Annotated in this window: 16 protein-coding genes; 12 read left to right on the forward strand and 4 right to left on the reverse strand. The window is 65.3% G+C overall.

From position 1 onward, the window contains the following. Positions 1 to 28: 28 nt before the first annotated feature. From ACIBI6_RS06675 to ACIBI6_RS06685, 3 genes are all read right to left on the reverse strand, one after another. Entirely contained in the window at positions 29 to 1,168 is a 1,140-nt protein-coding gene (locus ACIBI6_RS06675) for an XRE family transcriptional regulator (protein WP_364347669.1), read from the reverse strand. Between the two features lie 530 nt (positions 1,169 to 1,698). Continuing rightward, positions 1,699 to 4,305 (reverse strand): AMP-binding protein, encoded by a 2,607-nt coding sequence (locus ACIBI6_RS06680; protein WP_364347666.1) that lies wholly within the window; start codon positions 4,303 to 4,305, stop codon positions 1,699 to 1,701. A gap of 99 nt (positions 4,306 to 4,404) precedes the next feature. Further along, positions 4,405 to 5,307 carry a PAC2 family protein gene (locus ACIBI6_RS06685; protein ID WP_387293241.1) on the reverse strand — a complete coding sequence of 301 codons (903 nt, stop codon included), beginning with the start codon at positions 5,305 to 5,307 and terminating at the stop codon, positions 4,405 to 4,407. A 136-nt stretch (positions 5,308 to 5,443) separates the two neighbouring features. Here ACIBI6_RS06685 and metH point away from each other — a divergent pair, with 136 nt between their 5' ends. The 11 genes from metH (at position 5,444) to ACIBI6_RS06740 (ending at position 18,670) form a co-directional block, all read left to right on the forward strand. Beyond that, on the forward strand, positions 5,444 to 9,043 hold the full coding sequence (gene metH, locus ACIBI6_RS06690; RefSeq protein WP_396955522.1) for a methionine synthase: 3,600 nt from the start codon (positions 5,444 to 5,446) through the stop codon (positions 9,041 to 9,043). Between the two features lie 414 nt (positions 9,044 to 9,457). Continuing rightward, on the forward strand, positions 9,458 to 11,113 hold the full coding sequence (locus tag ACIBI6_RS06695; RefSeq protein ID WP_396955523.1) for a serine/threonine-protein kinase: 1,656 nt from the start codon (positions 9,458 to 9,460) through the stop codon (positions 11,111 to 11,113). Between the two features lie 18 nt (positions 11,114 to 11,131). Beyond that, the gene (locus tag ACIBI6_RS06700; RefSeq protein WP_364347654.1) at positions 11,132 to 11,803 is read left to right on the forward strand and encodes an HAD family phosphatase; all 672 of its coding nucleotides are present in this window, start codon (positions 11,132 to 11,134) and stop codon (positions 11,801 to 11,803) included. Positions 11,804 to 12,005: 202 nt separating this feature from the next. Continuing rightward, entirely contained in the window at positions 12,006 to 12,869 is an 864-nt protein-coding gene (locus ACIBI6_RS06705; RefSeq protein ID WP_364347651.1) for an arpA protein, read from the forward strand. A gap of 10 nt (positions 12,870 to 12,879) precedes the next feature. Further along, positions 12,880 to 13,716 (forward strand): class I SAM-dependent methyltransferase, encoded by an 837-nt coding sequence (locus ACIBI6_RS06710; RefSeq protein ID WP_364347648.1) that lies wholly within the window; start codon positions 12,880 to 12,882, stop codon positions 13,714 to 13,716. Next, a complete protein-coding gene (locus tag ACIBI6_RS06715; RefSeq protein ID WP_364347645.1) occupies positions 13,713 to 15,524 on the forward strand; it encodes a choline/carnitine O-acyltransferase in 1,812 nt (603 codons plus the stop codon). The genes ACIBI6_RS06710 and ACIBI6_RS06715 overlap by 4 nt, the downstream gene beginning before the upstream one ends. A 113-nt stretch (positions 15,525 to 15,637) precedes the next feature. After that, a complete protein-coding gene (locus ACIBI6_RS06720) occupies positions 15,638 to 15,901 on the forward strand; it encodes a phosphoribosyl-ATP diphosphatase (protein WP_069162624.1) in 264 nt (87 codons plus the stop codon). Positions 15,902 to 16,024: 123 nt separating this feature from the next. Continuing rightward, positions 16,025 to 16,876: an ATP phosphoribosyltransferase gene (gene hisG, locus ACIBI6_RS06725; RefSeq protein WP_364347641.1), complete on the forward strand. Its 852-nt coding sequence runs from the start codon at positions 16,025 to 16,027 to the stop codon at positions 16,874 to 16,876. Between the two features lie 146 nt (positions 16,877 to 17,022). Then, positions 17,023 to 17,157 carry a hypothetical protein gene (locus tag ACIBI6_RS06730; protein WP_364347638.1) on the forward strand — a complete coding sequence of 45 codons (135 nt, stop codon included), beginning with the start codon at positions 17,023 to 17,025 and terminating at the stop codon, positions 17,155 to 17,157. Next, entirely contained in the window at positions 17,157 to 18,320 is a 1,164-nt protein-coding gene (locus tag ACIBI6_RS06735) for a putative sulfate exporter family transporter (RefSeq protein WP_364347635.1), read from the forward strand. The genes ACIBI6_RS06730 and ACIBI6_RS06735 overlap by 1 nt, the downstream gene beginning before the upstream one ends. A gap of 200 nt (positions 18,321 to 18,520) precedes the next feature. Further along, positions 18,521 to 18,670 carry a hypothetical protein gene (locus tag ACIBI6_RS06740; protein ID WP_364347632.1) on the forward strand — a complete coding sequence of 50 codons (150 nt, stop codon included), beginning with the start codon at positions 18,521 to 18,523 and terminating at the stop codon, positions 18,668 to 18,670. A gap of 2 nt (positions 18,671 to 18,672) precedes the next feature. Here the strand turns inward: ACIBI6_RS06740 and ACIBI6_RS06745 are convergent, their stop codons facing one another. Continuing rightward, the gene (locus ACIBI6_RS06745) at positions 18,673 to 19,572 is read right to left on the reverse strand and encodes a RecB family exonuclease (RefSeq protein ID WP_364347629.1); all 900 of its coding nucleotides are present in this window, start codon (positions 19,570 to 19,572) and stop codon (positions 18,673 to 18,675) included. Positions 19,573 to 19,652: 80 nt separating this feature from the next. Between ACIBI6_RS06745 and ACIBI6_RS06750 the strand changes: the two genes are divergently transcribed. Next, positions 19,653 to 20,486: a tRNA (adenine-N1)-methyltransferase gene (locus ACIBI6_RS06750; RefSeq protein ID WP_062989275.1), complete on the forward strand. Its 834-nt coding sequence runs from the start codon at positions 19,653 to 19,655 to the stop codon at positions 20,484 to 20,486. Position 20,487: the final 1 nt, after the last annotated feature.

The following is a 20,487-nucleotide window of genomic DNA, read 5'->3' on the forward strand; positions in this document are numbered from 1 at the left end:
GCGATGAGTCAAACGTACGCCGAAATGATCACTCGCAGGACAAGGTCCGCAACTGATCCAGATACACCCGAGTGCGGGGATCGCCCGGATAGCGCTCGATGATTTCGCGCGCGGCTTCGCCCGCGATCCACATCAGCGACGGCAGCGACCGGCGCTTGCCCGCGAAGGCCCGCATGCCCTCGTCCAGTGCGAGTTCCAGGTCGCGGTTGCGCACCGCGACCACCGCGAGGGTGAGATGTGCCTCCGACACCCGCATCGGATTGCGTATCGTGCCGTCAGCGCGGGTCGAATGGCGGATGACCTCGCGCGCATACGATTCCGCGAGCGCATCCTCACCCGCGACCCGGCAGCAGTCCATGGCGTAGAAGTCGAATTTCTGCGGATCGACCACGAAATGGTTGTCGAGATTGGTCGGATGGTCGAGTCGCTCGAGGATAGCTCGCCCCTGACTCAGCGACGCTTCCACCTCGCGCCGATCGCCAAGGCGGGCCCAGGCCTTCGCTCGTTGTGCGCACAACTGGACACCCACGCCGAGTTCGCCGCTGGTTGCCATCGCTGGATCGACCGCCTCGATCGCACCCCGATAGTTGCCCTGGGTCAGCGCGAACCAGGCCGCCATTTCCGCACTCCAGCCGGTGATCTCGGCATTCTCGGCTTCCTGGCCGAGCGAATAGGCCGCGCGGCGAGTGGCTTCCGCGGTGGTGCGCCGACCGAGGTCGTAGTCCACGCAACCGACCAGCAGCGCAACCCAACCGGCCAGTACGAGAATCTCCCGATGCTGCGCCAGCGTCAGTCGGCCATCCAGCAGCGAGGTGATGCGGCGCAACCAGGATGTGCCCTCGGAATGCAGATCGTGCGGATCGGCGAACGGATATTCGCAGCACAGCCGCTCCGCGGTGATCCGGATGGCATCGAGTGTGGCCGTGGAGACATCGGACATCCGTAGCCTGCCAATGAATTCGAGAGTATCCATCCCGGTTGCCGAGAGCAGCTCATCGTCGCGGTTCGGGCGATTTTTCGGGAAGAATGCGGCCGTCACTGTATCGAACGCGGCCGCGATGATAGGGGCGTAGAAGTCGTCCGGACGCGACTCACCCGACTCCCAGCGTCGCCAGTTACGCAGCAGGGTACTGTCCGTCGGCAGGTTGTGCGAAGACTTCGCGCGCATCACACGGACGGCGTCTGCTTGTGACCACCCCCGTGCATCGCGTTCGGAGCGCATTCGGACAGCCCAGACGGGTCGATCGTCTCCAGCGGCCACGTCTGTAGTATCTCATCAGTTAACGCTCAGTGGCCCGGATAGGGCATACAGATGTCACTGGGTTGACAGCTGCACTCGCAGTTTTGCGTCCTACATGATGGATATGGGCGCGGAAGATTTGCCACGCTCCGGATGTAAGAACATCTGCCTTCCAAGTGCGCAGTACCCCTCGGCGACGGGGGTGATCCACATTAGAGAACAGCGATATCCCCAATCCAACGGAGGTTCGGGTGGAAGCGTTGATCTATGGATACTTGCGTGACGATCTGGCCGATGGCCAAGGTGCAGAGCTCGAGGATGCGATGAGCAGCCTCGCCCGCGAGGAAGGGCTCTGCTTCGCCGCAACATTCCATGAATCGACTTCCGGTGACGGCACGGCATTCGCCGAGCTGACCCAGGAGCTCAAGCGGGCGGACGCGCATCATGTGGTGGTGCCGTCACTCGATCACTTTGCCGGCCAGACGATTCCGCGTGACATTCTGATCGCGAAGCTGGCTCAGGACGCGGCGGCGCAGGTGTGGACCATCGAGAGCTGTGCGCTTCGAGACGAGGCCCTTGGCGAAGAAGCTGTGCACCAGGACTGATCTGCGCCGCAGGTTCGCCACCACCCAGGTCGCGACCGCACCGGCCGCCAGGGATGCGAGCAGCGCCGCGACATGGTGTTGCCCGAACGGCGGATAGACCTGCCAGTGCAGCAGATACACGAATAGCGAGCTGTCGGCCAGCAGCGCGGCGACCCCGGCCACGAGGGCGGGTACGCGGACCGCGGGCAGCCAGATCAACAGCAGCAGCCCGGACATCACCAGCCGCTCCCGATCGGGAACGCCGAAGTAGCCGGGGACAGAGATCAGCAGCACCGCGCTGACCAGCAGCCGCTGCCAGATCGCCGTAGCCTTCGCGGCCGCCCAGCCGAGGGCGAAGAACCAGCAGGCCAGTGGCGAGAACGGCACATCCTTGGCCGGGTAGAGCCCGAATGACCAGACCCGGAACACGATGGTGATACCGACCAGGCCCATGGCGAACCAGAACGGCTCGCGCCGCTGCACGGCATCGATGAACGGCACCCGCACCAAAAGCGCGGACACGACCATGAACAGCACGAGCACCTCGATGAACCACAGGTGCCCCGCAGTGTCGCTGTCGCGCGGTCCGAGAAACTTGTTGAGCAGCAACACGTTCTGCCAGCTGTAATAGTCGGTGAACAGCAGCGTTAGCGCCACCCAGGCGGCGGTCGGGATCGCGATGAGTGCCACCGTGTGCAGCGCGTGCCGCAGTCGTTCGGCGCGCGGGGTCATGGTGACCGCGAAGCGGGCGAAGTTGAATCCAGCGACACCGAGCAGGATATGCGCCGCCCCCCAGAGCACGAACATGCCGATATGCGAACCCGCGATCAGCACGATCCCGGCGGCGCGCAATAAGGTGGGCGTGTCCACCGTGCGACCGAATACCCTGTGGCCGTCCGGAACTCGCTCGAGTTCGGCGACGGTCAGGTCGGGCCAGTTCGCGGGCAGTCGACCGAGCGCGCGCTCGAGCCGGGTCGATGTGGTGATGTAGGTGAGCGAATTGCCGCCGAGATCGACAAAGGTGCTGTCGGGCCGAATCCGGGCGGGATCGATGCCGAGGGCAATGGCATAGAGGGCGCGGATATCCCGTGGCGGCAGTTCGGATTCGGGTGCGGCGAGTCGGCGGATCGCCGGATAGTCGGGCTTGCCATTGGGCAGGCGCGGTATTTCGTCGACCGCGCACGCGCGAATGGCTGCGGCGGGCAGACCGGACAGTTCGGCGGCGGTCGCGGCGAGTGCTTGTGCCGGAGTTTCGGCGGCGACAACCAACTGGTCGCCATTTTCGGTACAGCAGGCTGTGAAATCGGCCGCCGCCAAACCGGATTCGAGCCGTTGCAGATCGATGCGCAGGCCGAAGATCTTGGCGAACCGGCTGCGCCTGCCGACCACTTGGTACAGACCCTCGGGCGTGCGTCGGGCCAGATCGCCTGTTCGCAGCGATTCGACCGTGCGGCCACGGGCGAGATCGCATGGGCCGTCGGCATAGCCGAGCATCACATTGGGCCCGTGATAGACCAGCTCCTCGTCGTCGGTATCCGGCACCGGTTCCAGGGTGAATCGACCGCCCGGTATCGGCCTGCCGATGCAGTCCGGATGGTCGGCGGCCAATTCCGGTGGCAGATAGGCCATTCGCGCGGTGGCCTCGGTCTGGCCGTACATGACGACGAAGTCCCAGCCCGCCCGCTTGCCCAGCTCGGCGTAGTCACGGACCCGCTCGGGCGCGAGGCGACCGCCCGCCTGGGTGATGTAGCGCAGGCTCGGCAGTGTCATCTCGGCGAAGCCGATGCGTTCGAGAAGATCGATCGTGTACGGCACGGCCGCGAAAGACGTTGCACCGTAGCGACGGAACTGGACCCAGAATTCGTCGTCGAGGACCGACCGATCGGTGAGTAGCAGACTCGCGCCGCGCAGCAGATGACTGTGCACGACCGACAGTCCGTAGCAATAGAACATCGGCAGCGTCGTCGCGGCGCGACTATCGGCGTCGATGGCCAGATAGTCGGCGATCGCATCCGCGTTCGACAGTAGATTGGCCGCGGACAATCGCACCAGCTTCGGCGAACCGGTCGAACCCGAAGTACTCAACAGCAGCGCCAACTCCGGATGCAGGCGATGTGCGGAGCCGGCCCGCCGAATCTCGGGCGGGCCCGCATCGATCACGACATCGGGATCGTAGGTACCCAGCAATTCGCTGGTGATCTCCGCGGTGAGCAGGACGACGCAGCCCGCGCTCAGCGCGCCGAGATACGCGACGAGCGAGTCGATATCGTTGCGCGCGGCGAGCGCGACGAGACGCCGGTTCGCGCCGAGCTGCCGCGCGTACTCCTCGACACGTGCCGCCAGCTGCGCATAGGTGACCCGCTCCAAACCATCCGGCACCGATTCCGCTGCTGTGACGGCCGCCGATGGAGATCGAGAGCAGAGGACGGCGATCCGGTCGTCGAAGTTGCGAAGGTGCGCGACGATCCGGTGAATAGTCACTCGGGAAGTCTAGATGGCAAGGCTTTCCATAACTGCGTGCGGCCCCGTGGCGAACTTTCGGTGAATTGTCCGAACCCGAACCGCAACAGCGCGAACCGATTACAACCCGAAGCTGCCCGGACCCCGCCTGCGCAGGTACTTTTCGAATTCGGCCGCGATTGCGTCGCCATCGATCTTGGCCATCGCGTCGTTGAGATCGACCGCCGCGTCGCCGCGTTCCTCGAGCGAGCGCACATACTCGCTGATCTCGTCGTCGCCGACGGTCATCTCGTTGACGGCGGTCTCCCAGTCCTCGGCCTGTTTGGGCAGCTCGCCGAGCGGCACCTCGATATCGAGCACATCCTCGACGCGGTGCAGCAGTGCGATGGTCGCCTTCGGATTCGGCGGCTGGGAGACGTAATGCGGAACGGCCGCCCAGAACGAGACTGCGGGTACGCCCGCCTTGACACACTGATCCTGCAGCACCCCGGTAATGCCGGTCGGCCCCTCGTAGCGGGTCTGCTCCAGGCTGAACCGCTCGGCGGCTTCCTTGCTATAGGCCGATCCGGTGACCGGCACCGGGCGGGTGTGCGGGGTATCGGCGAGCAGTGCGCCGAGAATCACCACGGTCTGCACGCCGAGTTGTTCGATGAACTCGAGCAGATCCGCGCAGAAGCTGCGCCAGCGCATATTGGGTTCGATACCGCGCAGCAGCACCACATCGCGATCGCTGCCGGGCGGCGAGCAGACCGAGAGCATGGTGGAGGGCCATTGGATTTCCCTGGTCACACCGTCGACCTGACGTACCGTTGGCCGATTGACCTGGTAGTCGTAATAGTCCTCGGAGTCGAGTTCGGCCAGCGGCTCGGCATCCCAGATCAGTTCCAGATGCTCGACGGCACCACTTGCCGCATCACCCGCGTCGTTCCAGCCTTCGAAGGCGGCGACCAGCACTGGTTCCCGCAATGTCGGCAGTTCCGGCTCGGGCGATACCGGAGATTCACTGGAGTTCACCCCGGTCAGCCTACGGCGTGTGCGGACGCGGCGTTGAATTTGCGCAGTCGGCGCGGCACCGTCGGTTCATCTGTCTGAGCAGGTGTGGCGCCCGACACCGATAGGGTGGTTCGGCATGTCGTAGCGGCCCACTACGCTTGATCACATGTCTGCGTCCAGCTCAGCCGCCTTCGATACCACCCTTCTCGATACGCTCCGTCGGCGTGTCGTGATCGGCGACGGAGCGATGGGCACGATGTTGCAGGCGGCCGAGCTGACCCTGGACGACTTCCGTGGTCTGGAGGGCTGCAACGAAATCCTCAATGACACCCGCCCGGATGTGCTGCGCCATATCCACCGCGCGTACTTCGAGGCCGGTGCGGATGCGGTCGAGACCAATACGTTCGGCTGCAATCTGCCGAACCTCGCCGACTACGATATCGCCGACCGGATTCGCGATCTTTCCGAGCGCGGCACCCGCCTGGCTCGTGAGGTCGCCGACGAGATGGGCCCCAGCGCGGACGGCACCCCCCGCTATGTGCTGGGTTCGATGGGACCGGGCACCAAACTGCCGACGCTCGGTCATGCCCCCTTTACCGCGCTGCGCGATGCCTACACCGAGGCGGCGCTGGGCATGCTCGAGGCCGGTGCGGACGCCATCCTGATCGAGACCTGCCAGGACCTGTTGCAGGTCAAGGCCGCGGTGACCGGAAGTCAGCGCGCGATGGTCAAGCTGGGCAGGCGCATTCCGATCATCACCCACGTCACAGTGGAGACCACCGGCACCATGCTGGTCGGCAGTGAGATCGGCGCGGCGCTCACCGCGCTGGAGCCACTGGGAATCGACATGATCGGCTTGAACTGCGCAACCGGCCCGGCCGAGATGAGCGAACATCTGCGCCACCTGTCTCGGCACGCGACGGTTCCGGTGTCGGTCATGCCGAATGCCGGTCTGCCCGTACTCGGCGCGAACGGCGCGGAGTACCCGCTGACTCCCGAAGAGCTGGCAATCGCGTTGCGCGGTTTCGTATCGGAATTCGGTCTCGCGCTGGTCGGCGGCTGCTGCGGTACCACTCCTGAACATATTCGCCAGGTCACCGCGGCGGTGCGCGAGGTGGAACCGACGCTGCCGCCGCTGGACGCGCGCCGCAAACCGGTGCACGAGCCGAGCGTATCGAGCATGTACACAGCGGTGCCGTTCGAACAGGATGCCTCGGTCCTGATGATCGGCGAGCGCACGAATGCCAACGGCTCCAAGGCATTCCGCGAGGCCATGCTGGCCGAGGACTGGCAGAAGTGCCTCGATATCGCCAAGGATCAGACTCGAGATGGCGCGCATATGCTCGATCTGTGCGTCGACTACGTCGGACGCGACGGCACCAGGGATATGGCGGCACTGGCGTCGCGGCTGGCGACCGCGTCGACCCTGCCGATCATGCTCGACTCCACCGAAACCCCGGTCCTGCAGGCCGGTTTGGAACATCTCGGTGGTCGCTGCGCGGTCAACTCGGTGAACTACGAGGACGGTGACGGTCCGGACTCCCGGTTCCAGCAGACGATGAAGCTGGTCGCCGAACACGGCGCCGCGGTGGTCGCGCTGACCATCGATGAGGAGGGCCAGGCCCGCACCGCCGAGAAGAAGGTGGAGATCGCCGAGCGGCTCATTGCCGATATCACCGGCAACTGGGGTCTTCGCGAAAGCGACATCATCATCGACACGCTTACCTTCACCCTCGGCACCGGCCAGGAGGAGTCGCGGCGCGATGGCCTCGAAACCATCGAGGCCATCCGGCTGCTCAAGCAGAAGCATCCCGAGGTGCAGACCACACTCGGTCTGTCGAATATCTCCTTCGGCCTCAATCCCGCCGCGCGCCAGGTGCTGAATTCGGTATTCATGCACGAATGCGTCCAGGCCGGATTGGACTCCGCGATCGTGCACGCCTCCAAAATCCTGCCGATCGCCCGCATACCGGAGGAACAGCGCGAGACCGCGCTGGATCTGCTCTATGACCGACGCCGCGACGATTACGACCCGCTGCAGAAGCTCATGTCGCTGTTCGAGGGCGTGTCGGCCTCGTCGTCGCGGGCCTCGCGCGCGGAGGAATTGGCGGCGCTGCCGCTGTTCGAGCGGCTGGAGCGCCGGATCGTCGACGGTGAGAAGGCAGCGATTGAAGCCGACCTCGACGCCGCCATGACTGAGGTGCCGCCGCTGCAGATCATCAATGAAACGCTGCTGTCGGGTATGAAGACGGTCGGCGAGCTGTTCGGCTCCGGCCAGATGCAGCTGCCGTTCGTGTTGCAGTCGGCCGAGGTGATGAAGGCGGCGGTGGCCTACCTCGAGCCGCATATGGAGGCCACCGACGACAGCGGTAAGGGCCGCATCGTGCTGGCCACCGTCAAGGGCGATGTGCACGATATCGGCAAGAATCTGGTCGACATCATCCTGTCCAATAACGGCTACGAGGTGGTCAACCTCGGCATCAAACAGCCGATCGCGACCATTCTCGATGCCGCCGTCGACAAGAAGGCCGATGTGATCGGCATGTCCGGTCTGCTGGTGAAGTCGACCGTGGTGATGAAGGAGAACCTGGAGGAACTCAACGCCAAGGGCGTCGCCGACCAGTTCCCGGTGCTGCTCGGCGGTGCGGCGCTGACCCGCGCCTACGTCGAGAACGACCTCACCGAGGTCTACCACGGCGACGTGCACTACGCCCGCGACGCCTTCGAGGGCCTGCGGCTGATGGACGACATCATGACCCGCAAGCGCGGCGGCGGCGGCCTCGATCCGGACAGCCCCGAGGCGATCGCGGAACGCGAGAAGGCGGCCGAGCGCAAGGCGCGGCACGAGCGTTCCAAGCGCATCGCCGAACAGCGCAAGGCGGCCGAGGTGCCGATCGAGGTGCCGCAGCGCTCCGATGTGGCCGCGGATCTGCCGGTCGCGGTGCCGCCGTTCTGGGGCACCCGGGTGGTGAAAGGCGTTTCGCTGCAGGAGTATTCGGGACTGCTCGACGAGCGCGCGCTATTCCTGGGACAGTGGGGTCTGCGCGGTCAACGCGGCAGTGAGGGCCCGAGCTACGAGGAGCTGGTGGAGACCGAGGGGCGGCCGCGGCTGCGATACTGGCTGGACCGGCTGTCCACCGAAGGCGTGCTGCAGCATGCGGCCCTGGTCTACGGGTACTTCCCCGCGGTCTCCGAGGGCGATGACGTGATCGTGCTGACCGAGCCCGATCCGGATGCGCCGCAACGCTACCGATTCACCTTCCCGCGCCAGCAGCGCGACCGGTTCCTGTGCATAGCCGACTTCATCCGCTCGCGCGAACGGGCACGTGAAACCGGTCAGGTCGATGTGCTGCCGTTCCAGTTGGTCACCATGGGTCAGCCGATCGCAGACTTCGCCAATGAGCTGTTCGCGGCCGACAACTACCGCGACTACCTCGAGGTGCACGGCATCGGCGTCCAGCTCACCGAGGCGCTCGCCGAATACTGGCACCGGCGGGTCCGCGAAGAGTTGGTGCTGGAAGGACATTCGATCGCCGACTCCGACCCGTCGGATGTGCAGGAGTACTTCAAACTCGGCTACCGCGGCGCGCGTTACTCCTTCGGTTACGGTGCCTGCCCGGATCTGGAGGACCGCGCGAAACTGGTCGACCTGCTCGAGGCCGGCCGCATCGGCGTCGTACTGTCCGAGGAACTGCAGCTGCATCCGGAACAGTCGACCGATGCGTTCGTGCTGCTGCATCCGGAGGCCAAGTACTTCAATGCGTAAGTGCCGACCAGTCTGTTTCCGGGCGGGATTCGTTATCCGCCCGGTACGGACGTTGTGATTCTCACCGCATCGGAATCGGGTCGATCGGTGCGGGTGATGGCCTTGATTACCTCGTGATATGTGAGATGAAATGCGGACGCCGACGACACGAGGGCTTGCGACGCGCGGGCGTATTCTTCGGCCGCGCGGCTCTGACCTGGGCTATCGCCTTCGGGTTCGCGCGCCGGTGGCTGGATGTCGGTCAGGTATGACAAAGTCGGAACTGTTGCAACTGCATCCGGGGCAGTCGGCGGATGTGTATGTCCTGCGGCAATTCGGGTGCAAAGGACTTCGGCGCGTAGCATTTTCGAAGATTTCCGCTTACGCGCGGAGTGCGGAATTGGCTCGGCGGGCAAGCAGGAGGGGCACAACACCATGACGGCGGACCGGTTGATCGCTGGACGGTATCGGCTGACGGATCCGATCGGCACCGGCGCCATGGGTGTGGTGTGGCGGGCTACCGATGTCCGGCTGCGCCGCACCGTCGCGGTGAAGCAGTTGGTGCTCGCGCCCGGTCTGTCCCGGTCCCAGGCCCTGGAGGCCAAGCTGCGGGCCATGCGGGAGGGCCGCATCGCGGCGCGACTACACCATCCCAATGCGATCACCGTCTTCGATGTCGCCGAGGAGGACGGCCAGCCGTGGCTGGTCATGGAGTACATGAACGCGCCGAGCCTGGCCGCGAAACTGGCGGGCAAGCGGACCCTGGAGCCGACCGAGGTGGCCCGCATCGGCGCGCAAGCCGCGGGTGCGCTGGCCGCTGCACACGATGCGGGCATCATGCATCGGGATGTGAAACCCGCGAATCTGCTCGTCGGCGACGACGGCACGGTGAAGATCACCGATTTCGGCATTTCCCGCGCCGTCGGCGATGTGACGGTCACCGCCACCGGATTCCTGGCGGGCACCCCGGCCTATCTCGCGCCGGAGGTGGCGCGCGGGGAGAATCCGGAACCGGCCTCGGATGTCTTCGCGCTCGGCTCCACGCTGTATGCGGCGGTCGAGGGCAGTCCGCCGTTCGGTGAGGGCGATAACGCTCTCGCGGTCCTGCATGCCGCGGCGCGGGCACAGATCCCGCCGCCGCAGCACGCGGGAGAACTCGGTCCGGTGCTGATGCGGCTGCTATCCGCCTCGATCGATGGTCGCCCAAATATGCGCGAGGCCAAGGAGGCGCTGGAAGCCGTTGCGGCGGGCCGGACTCCGGCGTTGGTGACCACGCCGACGATGACCAAGGTGCTGCCCGCACCCGGCGCGGATGCGACCACCGTTCTGAACAAGTCGGGTGGCGCGGCGGAAGACGCGACTCAGGTTGTCCCGCTCGCGGGCCCCGCCGCACCGGCCCGTACCGTCGCGCCGCCGCCCGCGCCGCCGAAGTCCGGCGGCACCCTGCCCGGCGGTGGCGGTGAGCAGAGTCGTGGCCGTCTGGTCGCGGTGGCCGCGGCCGCCGCGGTCGCGGTGCTGGTGCTGGTCGCGGTCATCGTGTCGTCGCTGAACAACGACGACAAGGGCGGTAGCGCAGTCGGTTCGACGACGCCGACACCGGCGCCCACCAGCTCGGAGACCGGACCGGAGTCGTCGATCGCGATCCAACCGGGTCAGCCGGAGCAGCAGGCGCCGACGACCACGGCGGCGCCGACCACCCAGCCCAGCACCACAGTGGCGCCGACCTCGTCTACCAAGCCGTCGACCACCGCACCGCCGACGACCACCACCACCCAGTTCGGTCCGGCCACCCCGGATCGGATCTCGCAATTCGTCTACGGCTACTACGGGATGTTGCCGGGCAATGTGCAGGGCGGGTGGTCTGAGCTGACGACGTCGTACCAGGCTCAGACCGGTGGCTTCGGCTCCTACTCACAGTTCTGGTCCACCGTTCGTTCGGTGAGCGTGGGCGGCGTCGCACCGAACGGTGAGAACCGGGCGGTCGTTTCGCTCACCTATAACCTGAAGAACGGCTCGACCTCTTCGGAGAACCGATGGATCCAGGTCGTGTCGGATAACGGGCGATTGCTGATCGCCGCTTCGGGCGTATAGGAGAGGGAGACGAATCGGGTGACGGCGCGACTTGCCGGTGTGCTGTGGGATATGGACGGCACGCTGCTCGATTCGGAGAAACTGTGGGATGTCGCCGTGCGCGAACTGGCTCGCGCACACGGTCACGAGATGACCGATGAACTGCGGCATTCATTGATCGGTGCGTCCGGACCGAACGCCCTTCGGCTCATTTTCGACGGTTTGGGTATCGAGAGGACACCGGATGCGTTGCGAGCCGCCGGTGAATTCATCGAGCGGCGGGTGACCGAACTGATGGCGGGGCCGATCCCATGGCGGCCCGGCGCGAAAGATGCGCTCGCATTGGCGCGCACTGCGGGTCTCCGCACCGCATTGGTCACCAATACCAAGCGGTCGCTTACGGAATTCGGCTTGGATACGCTCGGTCGCGATTTCTTCGACGTGTCGGTCTGCGGTGACGAAGTCGCGCACGGCAAGCCCGAACCCGAGATCTATCTGCGCGCCGCCGAACTGCTCGGTGTGCACCCGCGAGACTGTGTGGCACTGGAGGATTCGCCGACCGGTGCGGCCGCGGCCGGTGCTGCGGGCTGTGCGGTCATCGTGATCCCGTGTGAGATACCGGTTTCGGCGGCGCCGGGACGGGTATTCCTTGATTCATTGGTGGGATTGACACTGCGGGATCTGGAAGACGCGCTACGCGTCAGAGGTTGAGCCGCGCGCCCGAACAGGGAGCGTCTTCGGGACGGATCATGATCACGAGTCCCGCTGTTTGTGAGCCGACACTCCCGACCTCGCCATAGTGAGAGTTACTGTGCCGCAACGCAAGTGCGCGCAGTTGGCAGGTGTGACCGTAGTCACCGGCAACTTTGTCGAATCCCGGGCGTGTCGCCGATCGCTCTACCAAAATGACGCCATGGCTGCGACGGATGTCCTGGACGAGATCGTCGATACGGCACGGTATCCGCTGGGGGATCCGACCGGCGCGGCGTGCAGGGAAGCGGTGGCGCGGGCCCGCGCGGAGTTGGCCGAAAGTGGCTGCACCGTACTGCGCGAGTTCATCCGTTCTGAGTTGATCGAGACCCTGCGCGCGCAGGGCGAGACGATGGCCCCCGATGCGCACTATGAGGTCGAACGGGTCAACGCCTACAACATCCCGCTGAATACCGAACTGCCACAAGACCATCCGGGCCGCATCGTGTTGGAACGGGGCAATGCCTTCGTCCCGCGCGACCGCATTCCGGCCGAGGCCCTGATCCATCGGCTCTACACCAGTCCGCTGTTCCAGCGCTTTGTCGCGGATTGTTTCGGACTGACCGAATTGCACGAATTCGCAGACCCTTTGGCCGGATTGTGCCTGAACGTGGTGGCGCCCGGAATGTCACATCCCTGGCATTTCGACACCAATGAATTCACCGTCAGTATGTTGACCCAGCCTGCCGAGACCGGCGGAATCTTCGAGTACTGCCCGAATATTCGCTCACCCCACGCCGAGAACCTCGACGATGTGCGGGATGTGCTCACCGGATCCGGTGCGCAGCTCATCCGGCACCTCGATCTGCGGCCCGGCGATCTGCAATTGTTCCAGGGCCGCTTCTCGCTGCATCGGGTTTCGCCGGTCGAGGGCGGCACGGCACGGCATTCGGCGATCTTCGCCTATACCGATCGGCCCGGTGTCATCGGCACCGTGGAACGCACCCGCCAACTGTTCGGGCGGGTGCTGCCCGATCACCTAACCGCCGCGGCCGACGCCGTCCGTGGCGATCGGTTGCTCGACTGAGAGGGACGACATGCCAGTGCCGTTGCATACGACCGGAAAAGCTTCCTTCGACGATATCTACGACCGCCCCGATCCGCGCGATTACTACGCTCGGATGGCCGACTTGGATTACCGCATACCGGAACTGGCGAAACCGCACTTCCAGCAGCAGATTCGGGAATACCGTGCCTCCGCCCGCGTGGACACTCCGACCGTGCTCGATATCGGTTGCTCCTACGGCGTCAACGCGGCCCTGCTGCGCTTCGACACCACCGTGAGTGAACTCGCCGAGCATTACCGCGGTGCCGAGGACGCCGATCATGCCGCACTCATCGCCCGCGATAGGGCCCGCCTGGATGCCAGCAACCAGCTCCCCGGCGTCCACTTCATCGGCATGGATGCCGCCCGCCCGGCGCTGGCCTACGCCCAGGAAGCCGGATTCCTGCACGACACGGTGCACGCGGATCTCGAGGCCGCCGACCCGACCGAGGCGCAACGCCGTACGCTGGCGACCGCGGATATCGTCATCTCGACCGGTTGCGTCGGATACGTCACCGAGAAGACGCTGGCGCGGGTGGCAACGGCGCACCCGCGTCGCCGGCCGTGGATGGCACACTTCGTACTACGGATGTTCAGCTTCGAACCGATCGCCGCGGAGCTGGCGGCGCTCGGCTACCGCACCGAGCGAGCCCCCGGGGTGTTCGAACAACGCAAGTTCGCATCCGATAATGAACGCACCCAGGTGCTGAATGCCTTGGCCGCCAACGGAATCGACACCGCTGGCCAGGAAAGCACAGGTTGGCTGCTTGCCAACCTGTACATCTCGCGACCGCTACCGAAACACGCCGACCCCAAGGACCCGCATTGACCGAACGCACCTTCGCCGCCGACGACCACCTGCCAAGGGTGCCCCTGCCGACGCTGGAGGACAGCGGCGAGCGGTTGCTGCAGTGGTGTGCGCCACTGCTGACCGCCGACGAATTCGCCACCACCGAGGCAGCGGTCGCCGACCTGCTTCGCCCCGACGGTCCGGGCCGAAAGCTGCACGCGGCCCTGGCCGAATACGATGCCACCCCCGGCGTCGGGAGCTGGCTGGATCTGTTCTGGCCGTCGCGCTATCTGGGCCGTCGTGATCGCATCGCCTTGAATGCCAACTTCTTCTTCCTGTTCCGTGATGACACCGCACTGGCCGCCTCCACCGAGGCCTCGCAGGTGGCGCGGGCGGCCGGAATCATCACGGCCGCGGTCGATTACAAGCTGGCGCTCGATATCGAGGCGATCCCGCCGGTCACCCAGCGCGGACAGCAGCTGTCGATGTGGCAGAACAGGTACCTGTTCTCCGAAACCCGGATTCCGGGGGAGACACAGGATTCCGTGCGGGTGCCCTACAGCGACGAATGGCCAGGACCGTCGACCGCCAGGCATATTGTGGTGTTCTTCCGCGGCAGCATGTTCCGGATGGATGTGATCGGACCGGACGGTGTGCCCTACTCGCTGGAGGATCTCGCCGACGGGCTGCGCGCGGTGCTCAAGGCCGGTGCACGCTCGGCCCGCACCGATACCGCAGTCGGCCATCTGACCACCAAGGCGCGGGCCGAATGGGCCGTCAGTAGACAGGGATTGCTGGCCGAACCCGCCAACGCCGCGGCCTTGGACACCATCGAGACCGCACTGTTCGGCGTGTGTCTGGAGGATTTCCCGCCGCGCGATGAACTGCAGGCCTGTGATCAGCTGCTGCACGGTGACAGCGCCAACCGTTGGTTCGACAAGTCGGTGTCGTTCATCGTCTTCGCTGATGGTCAGGCTGGCATCAATGTCGAGCACTGCGGTCTCGACGGCACCACCATCCTGTCCTTCGTCGACACGCTGCTGGAGGCTCCGGCCGCCGAGCACGCCGAACGGGCCGGGGCACAGCCGCAGGGGTTGCCCCCGGTCGAGCCGATCGAATTCGTCCTCGATCAGGCGCAGCGCGCCGATATCGCGGCGGCTGGAGCGGCATTCTCCCGGTATGCGGCCGAGAATGCCACCGCGACAGTATCTTTCGATTTCGGCACCACTCGCGCCAAACAGTTCGGCATCTCACCGGATGCGTTCGCACAGCTGAGCTATCAGCTGGCGCACCGGCGCAGTAAGGGATTGACCGGCGCCACCTACGAATCCATTGCCACCAGGCAGTACCGCAACGGCCGCACCGAGGCCATGCGGGTGGTGACACCGGAGATGGTGGCCTTCGTCGATGCCATGCAAGATCCAGCGGTCGCGCAGGCCGACCGGCTCGCTGCCGCGCGGACGGCCGCGAGCGCGCATGTCGAACGCGCTAAGCAGTGTCAGGCTGGTAACGCGCCCGAACAGCATCTGTGGGAACTCGAGTGGATCCAGCGGCGGCGCGGCGCCGAACTCGGCGTCACCGAGCCGATCCCGCTCTACACCAGCCCCGGCTGGACGATCATGCGCGACGACTACCTGAGCACGAGCTCTGCCCCGTCGGTCAATATCCGCTACTTCGGTTTCGGCTCAACCAGCCAGAAGTGCGTCGGCATCGCCTACGTCCTGCTGCCGGACCGTTGGAACATCTACCTGGCCACCCCCAAGCCCGTCGCCGCGGAGATGTACGCCTTCGCCGATCACCTGCGCACCGCCGTAGCGGACCTGGAGGAACTCCTCTCGGCTGCCTGACGCATGGCTTCGCACCCCTTGTGGCAGCCACAAGGGGTGCGAAGAGTGCGCCTGATGGGTGGGGCCGGGCCGGAGCAACAGGTCCGCATACCCGTCTGAAACAATGGCTCACCGTGAAGAACTTCGAAACCCTGTTCGCCGAGCTGCAAGATCGTGCGGTCACCCGCCCCGAGGGGTCGGGGACCGTGGCGGCATTGGACGCGGGCGTGCATTTCCAGGGTAAGAAGGTGCTCGAGGAGGCCGGTGAGATCTGGTTGGCCGCCGAGCACGAGAGCGACGAGGCGCTCGCCGAGGAGATTTCGCAACTGCTGTACTGGGTCCAGGTGCTGATGGTGGGCCGCGGGCTGAAGCTGGAAGACGTGTACCGACATCTGTGACGGCGGTGTTGAATTTGCGGCACTCGCGGGCCCCTTCGTGGTTACGCTCCGCTACCGCCTCCGGGGCCGTCGCCCGCGCCGCCACGTCGATCCCTAGTTCTCCTCCTCGAAAGGACCCTCCCCATGCTGCGCGTCGCAGTCCCGAATAAAGGCGCACTTTCCGAATCGGCCACCTCGATCCTCGCCGAGGCCGGTTACCGCAAGCGCACCGATTCCCGCGACCTGACCGTCCTCGATCCGGCCAACCAGGTCGAGTTCTTCTTCCTGCGGCCCAAGGACATCGCCATCTACGTCGGCTCCGGTGAGCTCGACCTCGGCATCACCGGCCGCGACCTGGCGCTGGATTCCGGTGCACCGGTTCAGGAACGGCTCGCCCTCGGGTTCGGCCGCTCCTCCTTCCGCTACGCCGCTCCGGCTGAGCGCGAATGGAAGGTCGAGGACCTCTACGACAAGCGCATTGCCACCTCGTACCCGAATCTGGTCCTGAGCGATCTGCGGCGCCGCGGTATCGAGGCCGAGGTGATCCGCCTCGACGGCGCGGTCGAGATCTCCATCCAACTCGGGGTGGCCGATGCTATTGCCGATGTGGTCGGCTCCGGCCGCACGCTGCGCCAGCACAATCTGGTTGCCTTCGGCGAGACGCTGTGTGATTCGGAGGGCGTGCTCATCGAGCGCACCGGCTCCGATCAGAACGAACGGGCCCGCAATCAGCTCATCGCCCGCATCCAGGGCGTCGTATTCGGCCAGCAATACATCATGTTGGACTACGACTGCCCGAAGGAACTTCTGGCGGAGGCGGTCGAGATCACGCCCGGTCTCGAGTCGCCGACGGTTTCCCCGCTCGCCGATTCGAACTGGGTCGCCATCCGCGCCATGGTGCCGCGCAAACAGGGCAACGAGGTGATGGACCAGCTCGCCGAACTCGGCGCGAAGGCCATTCTGGCCTTCGATATCCGGTCCTGCCGCGCCTTCTGACCTGATTTCTACAACTCGGCCCCGTCACTCGGCGGGGCCGAGTTGTTTTGTGCGAGTGATCGATTCACTGCGATTGCAATCGGTGTGCTGACCTGCGGTTGATTGGTACGTTACGGCCTCGATGAGGAAATGCGAGGAGTATCACAGTGACGCAGACATCGCCCGTGAAATCTTCGGGCAGCACATTCGCGTGGAATGAGGACTGGCTGGCCGCCATCGTCGGCCTGGTTCTCATCGCCTTGGTTCTGCTCGGCGCAATCCCGGATTGGTTGGTGCCGTGATGTCGGAGAGCGAAGCCAGGACCGAGTCGGACGTCACCGATCAGAATACAGTCCGATCCGAAACCGCTGCACTGCAGTCGATTCCACGTCCCACGGTAGTTGAGATCGGAGTCGGGATCGCGGTCGTCATCCTGCTCGGCGCGCTGACCCGCTACTTCGACACCCATGTGCCGCGGTGGGCGGTCGGTACGCCGTTCAACCGGGTCGCCAAGTCGATCGAATTCCCGGTGTACGCCATTGTCATCGGCCTGATCGGCAATGTCGTACTCGCTGAACTCGATCTCCGGGAACGCCTTTCGGCCGGATTCCGCACCGAATTCTTCATCAAGACCGGTGTGGTGCTGCTAGGCGCATCGATCAATCTGAAGATCTTGGTGACCGCGGCGGGCCCGTCGATCGTGCAGGCGCTGCTGCTGATCACCGCCGTTTTCGGCTTCACGTGGTGGCTGGGCGGTCGACTGGGTCTCGACGATAAGCTGCGCGCCCTGCTGTCCTCGGCCGTCTCGATCTGCGGTGTCAGCGCCGCCATCGCGGCCGCGGGCGCGGTGCAGGCCAAACGCGAGCAGATCGCGTACGCGGCATCGCTGGTGATCATCTTCGCGCTACCGTCGATCTTCGTATTGCCCTGGCTCGCAGATGTTTTCAATCTCTCCGATGCGGTCGCGGGGGCTTGGATCGGCGGCAATATCGACACGACCGCGGCGGTCGCGGCCTCCGGTGCGATCGCGGGGGAGAAGGCACTGCAGATCGCCACCATCGTGAAGACCACGCAGAATGCGCTCATCGGCATTGTCGCCATCGCGCTGACCGCCTACTTCACGATCCGGGTCGAGCGCATTCCCGGTGCGGCCCGGCCCTCGCTGCGCCAGTTCTGGGAGCGGTTCCCGAAGTTCGTGATCGGCTTCGTCGCAGCCTCCGTCATCGGCACGCTCTATCTGCAGTCGGTGGACAAGAAGACCGGCGCGGCGCATATTGCGATCGTCAACGATCTGCGGACCTGGTTCCTGATCTTCGCCTTTGTCTCCATCGGTCTGGAGTTCTCGCTGCGCGGCTTGCGCGAGGCAGGCTGGCGTCCGGTCGTGGTCTTCGGATCCGCGGCGGTCTTCAATCTGGCGGTCGGGCTGGGTCTGTCCCTGCTGCTTTTCCGCAACTTCACCGCGTAGATCCGCGCCGGCAACCTGCGGTTACGGTGCTCGCCGGTCACCCCGGCGAGCATCGCAGTGGTGTTGTGTGCTTTCAGTTCGCGACGGAACTCACGAAAACTTCATGCTCTGCTGTCAACACTGGGGCCGGGTTGGGCGAAACAACTATGGAAGACCTCGGACGGGCAGGCCGTTCGGGACCGAAGGACAGGGGAAGCCCAGTGAAACCGAGTATCGAGTCGGTCGGTTCGTGGTGGCGGATTCGCAATATGCTCATCGTGATCGGTGATGCTCTCGGCGTCCTCGTACTCATCGGCGTCATCGCCGCACTCGGTTCGCATGGCCTCGATCTGAATCTGTTCCTCGGCTGAGCTCAGTCGGCGACCGCGTCGGCGAAGGTTTCGTCCGGCGATTCCCCGGTGCCACCGTCCGGCCAGCCCGGATAGACCGGTGGTGTGCCGCCGAATGCGGGGCACAGACTCTTGTAGCTGCAATGTCCGCACAGCCAGCTGGTACTCGGCAGGAACTCGCCGGTCCGCCCGGCCGACAGAATGGCCTGCCAGAGGGCCGAGAGGGTGCGTTCGAAGCGCAGCAGTTCGTCCTCGTCGGGGGCATAGGTGAGGATCTGCTCGTCGGCTAGGTAGATCAGTCGCAATTGGGTGGGCAGGATGCCGCGGGTGCGCAGCACGACCAAGGCGTAGAACTTGAGCTGGAACAGCGCCTTGGTCTCTTGGGCGAGTCCGGGAGCCCGGCCGGTTTTGTAGTCGACGACGCGCAGCTCACCGGTCGCAGCGACATCGATGCGGTCGACGAACCCACGCAGGAGCGCACCGTCGTCGAGTTCGACCTCCACTCGCGACTCGCACGACTCCGGATCGAAGCGGGTCGGATCCTCCAGCCGGTAGTACGTCTCGACGAACGCGCGCACTTCGCCTAGAAAGCCCGCCAGTCCGTCCGCTGCGACCACTTCGGCGACCTCGGGTCTATCAGCTAGCACCCGGGCCCATGCGGGCTCGACGAGCCCGGCAGCGCGTTCGAACCGGCGTTCACCGGCGGGCAGTCCGTACAGATCCTCCAGCACCGCGTGCACCACCGTGCCGCGCACCGCGACCCGCGTCGGCGGCTCCGGAATCCGATCGATCGCCCGGAACCGGTACTTCAGCGGGCACTGCTTGAAATCCATTGCCCGCGAAGGTGACAGTGCCGGACGTGGACGATCGGATGCGACCTCCCGCGCGATGTCGGCAGGGGGCGTGGTGACCGGCGGATGCATACCTGGCAGGCTATCCGGGCGCACCGACACGCCGGTGCCAGCCAGTGCGGACAGCAGCGACGACCAGCGAACGGAGATACATGACGGCCAGACGGACCGGGCCATTCACCATCGGGGACCGGGTACAGCTGACCGATGCCAAGGGGCGCCTCTACACCGTGGTGCTGGAACCGGGTAAGGAATTCCACACGCATCGCGGCGGTATCAAACACGACAACCTGATCGGCGCCGATGAGGGCAGTGTCGTGCAATCCACCAATGGCACACCGTATTTGGCATTGCGGCCGTTGCTGATCGATTACGTGCTTTCCATGCCGCGCGGCGCGGCGGTCATCTACCCCAAGGATGCCGCCCAGATCGTGCACGAGGGCGATATGTTCCCCGGCGCGCGGGTACTGGAGGCCGGTGCGGGTTCGGGTGCGTTGACGTGCTCGCTGCTGCGCGCCGTCGGCCCGCAGGGCCAGGTCGTCTCCTACGAGATCCGCGAGGACCACGCCGAACACGCGATCCGCAATGTGGAAACCTTCTTCGGCGAGCGCCCGGACAACTGGTCGATCACCGTCGCCGATGTCGCCGACTACGACGGCGCGCCGGTCGATCGCGTCGTCCTGGATATGCTCGCGCCGTGGGATGCGCTACCCGCTGTGTCCAAGGCGCTGGTCCCCGGCGGTGTGCTGATCGTCTATGTGGCGACCGTCACACAGTTGTCGAAGGTGGTCGAGGCGCTGCGCGAGCAGGAGTGCTGGACCGAGCCGCGCTCGTGGGAATCGATGGTGCGCGGCTGGCATGTGGTGGGGCTGGCGGTGCGGCCCGAACATCGCATGCAGGGCCACACCGCCTTCCTGGTCAGCGCGCGGCGCCTCGCCGAGGGCACGGTCACCCCGAAGCCGCAGCGTCGACCGTCGAAGGGCTGAT

The sequence above is a fragment of the Nocardia sp. NPDC050412 genome (assembly GCF_044458825.1).
In the GTDB taxonomy this organism is placed as follows: Bacteria; Actinomycetota; Actinomycetes; order Mycobacteriales; family Mycobacteriaceae; genus Nocardia.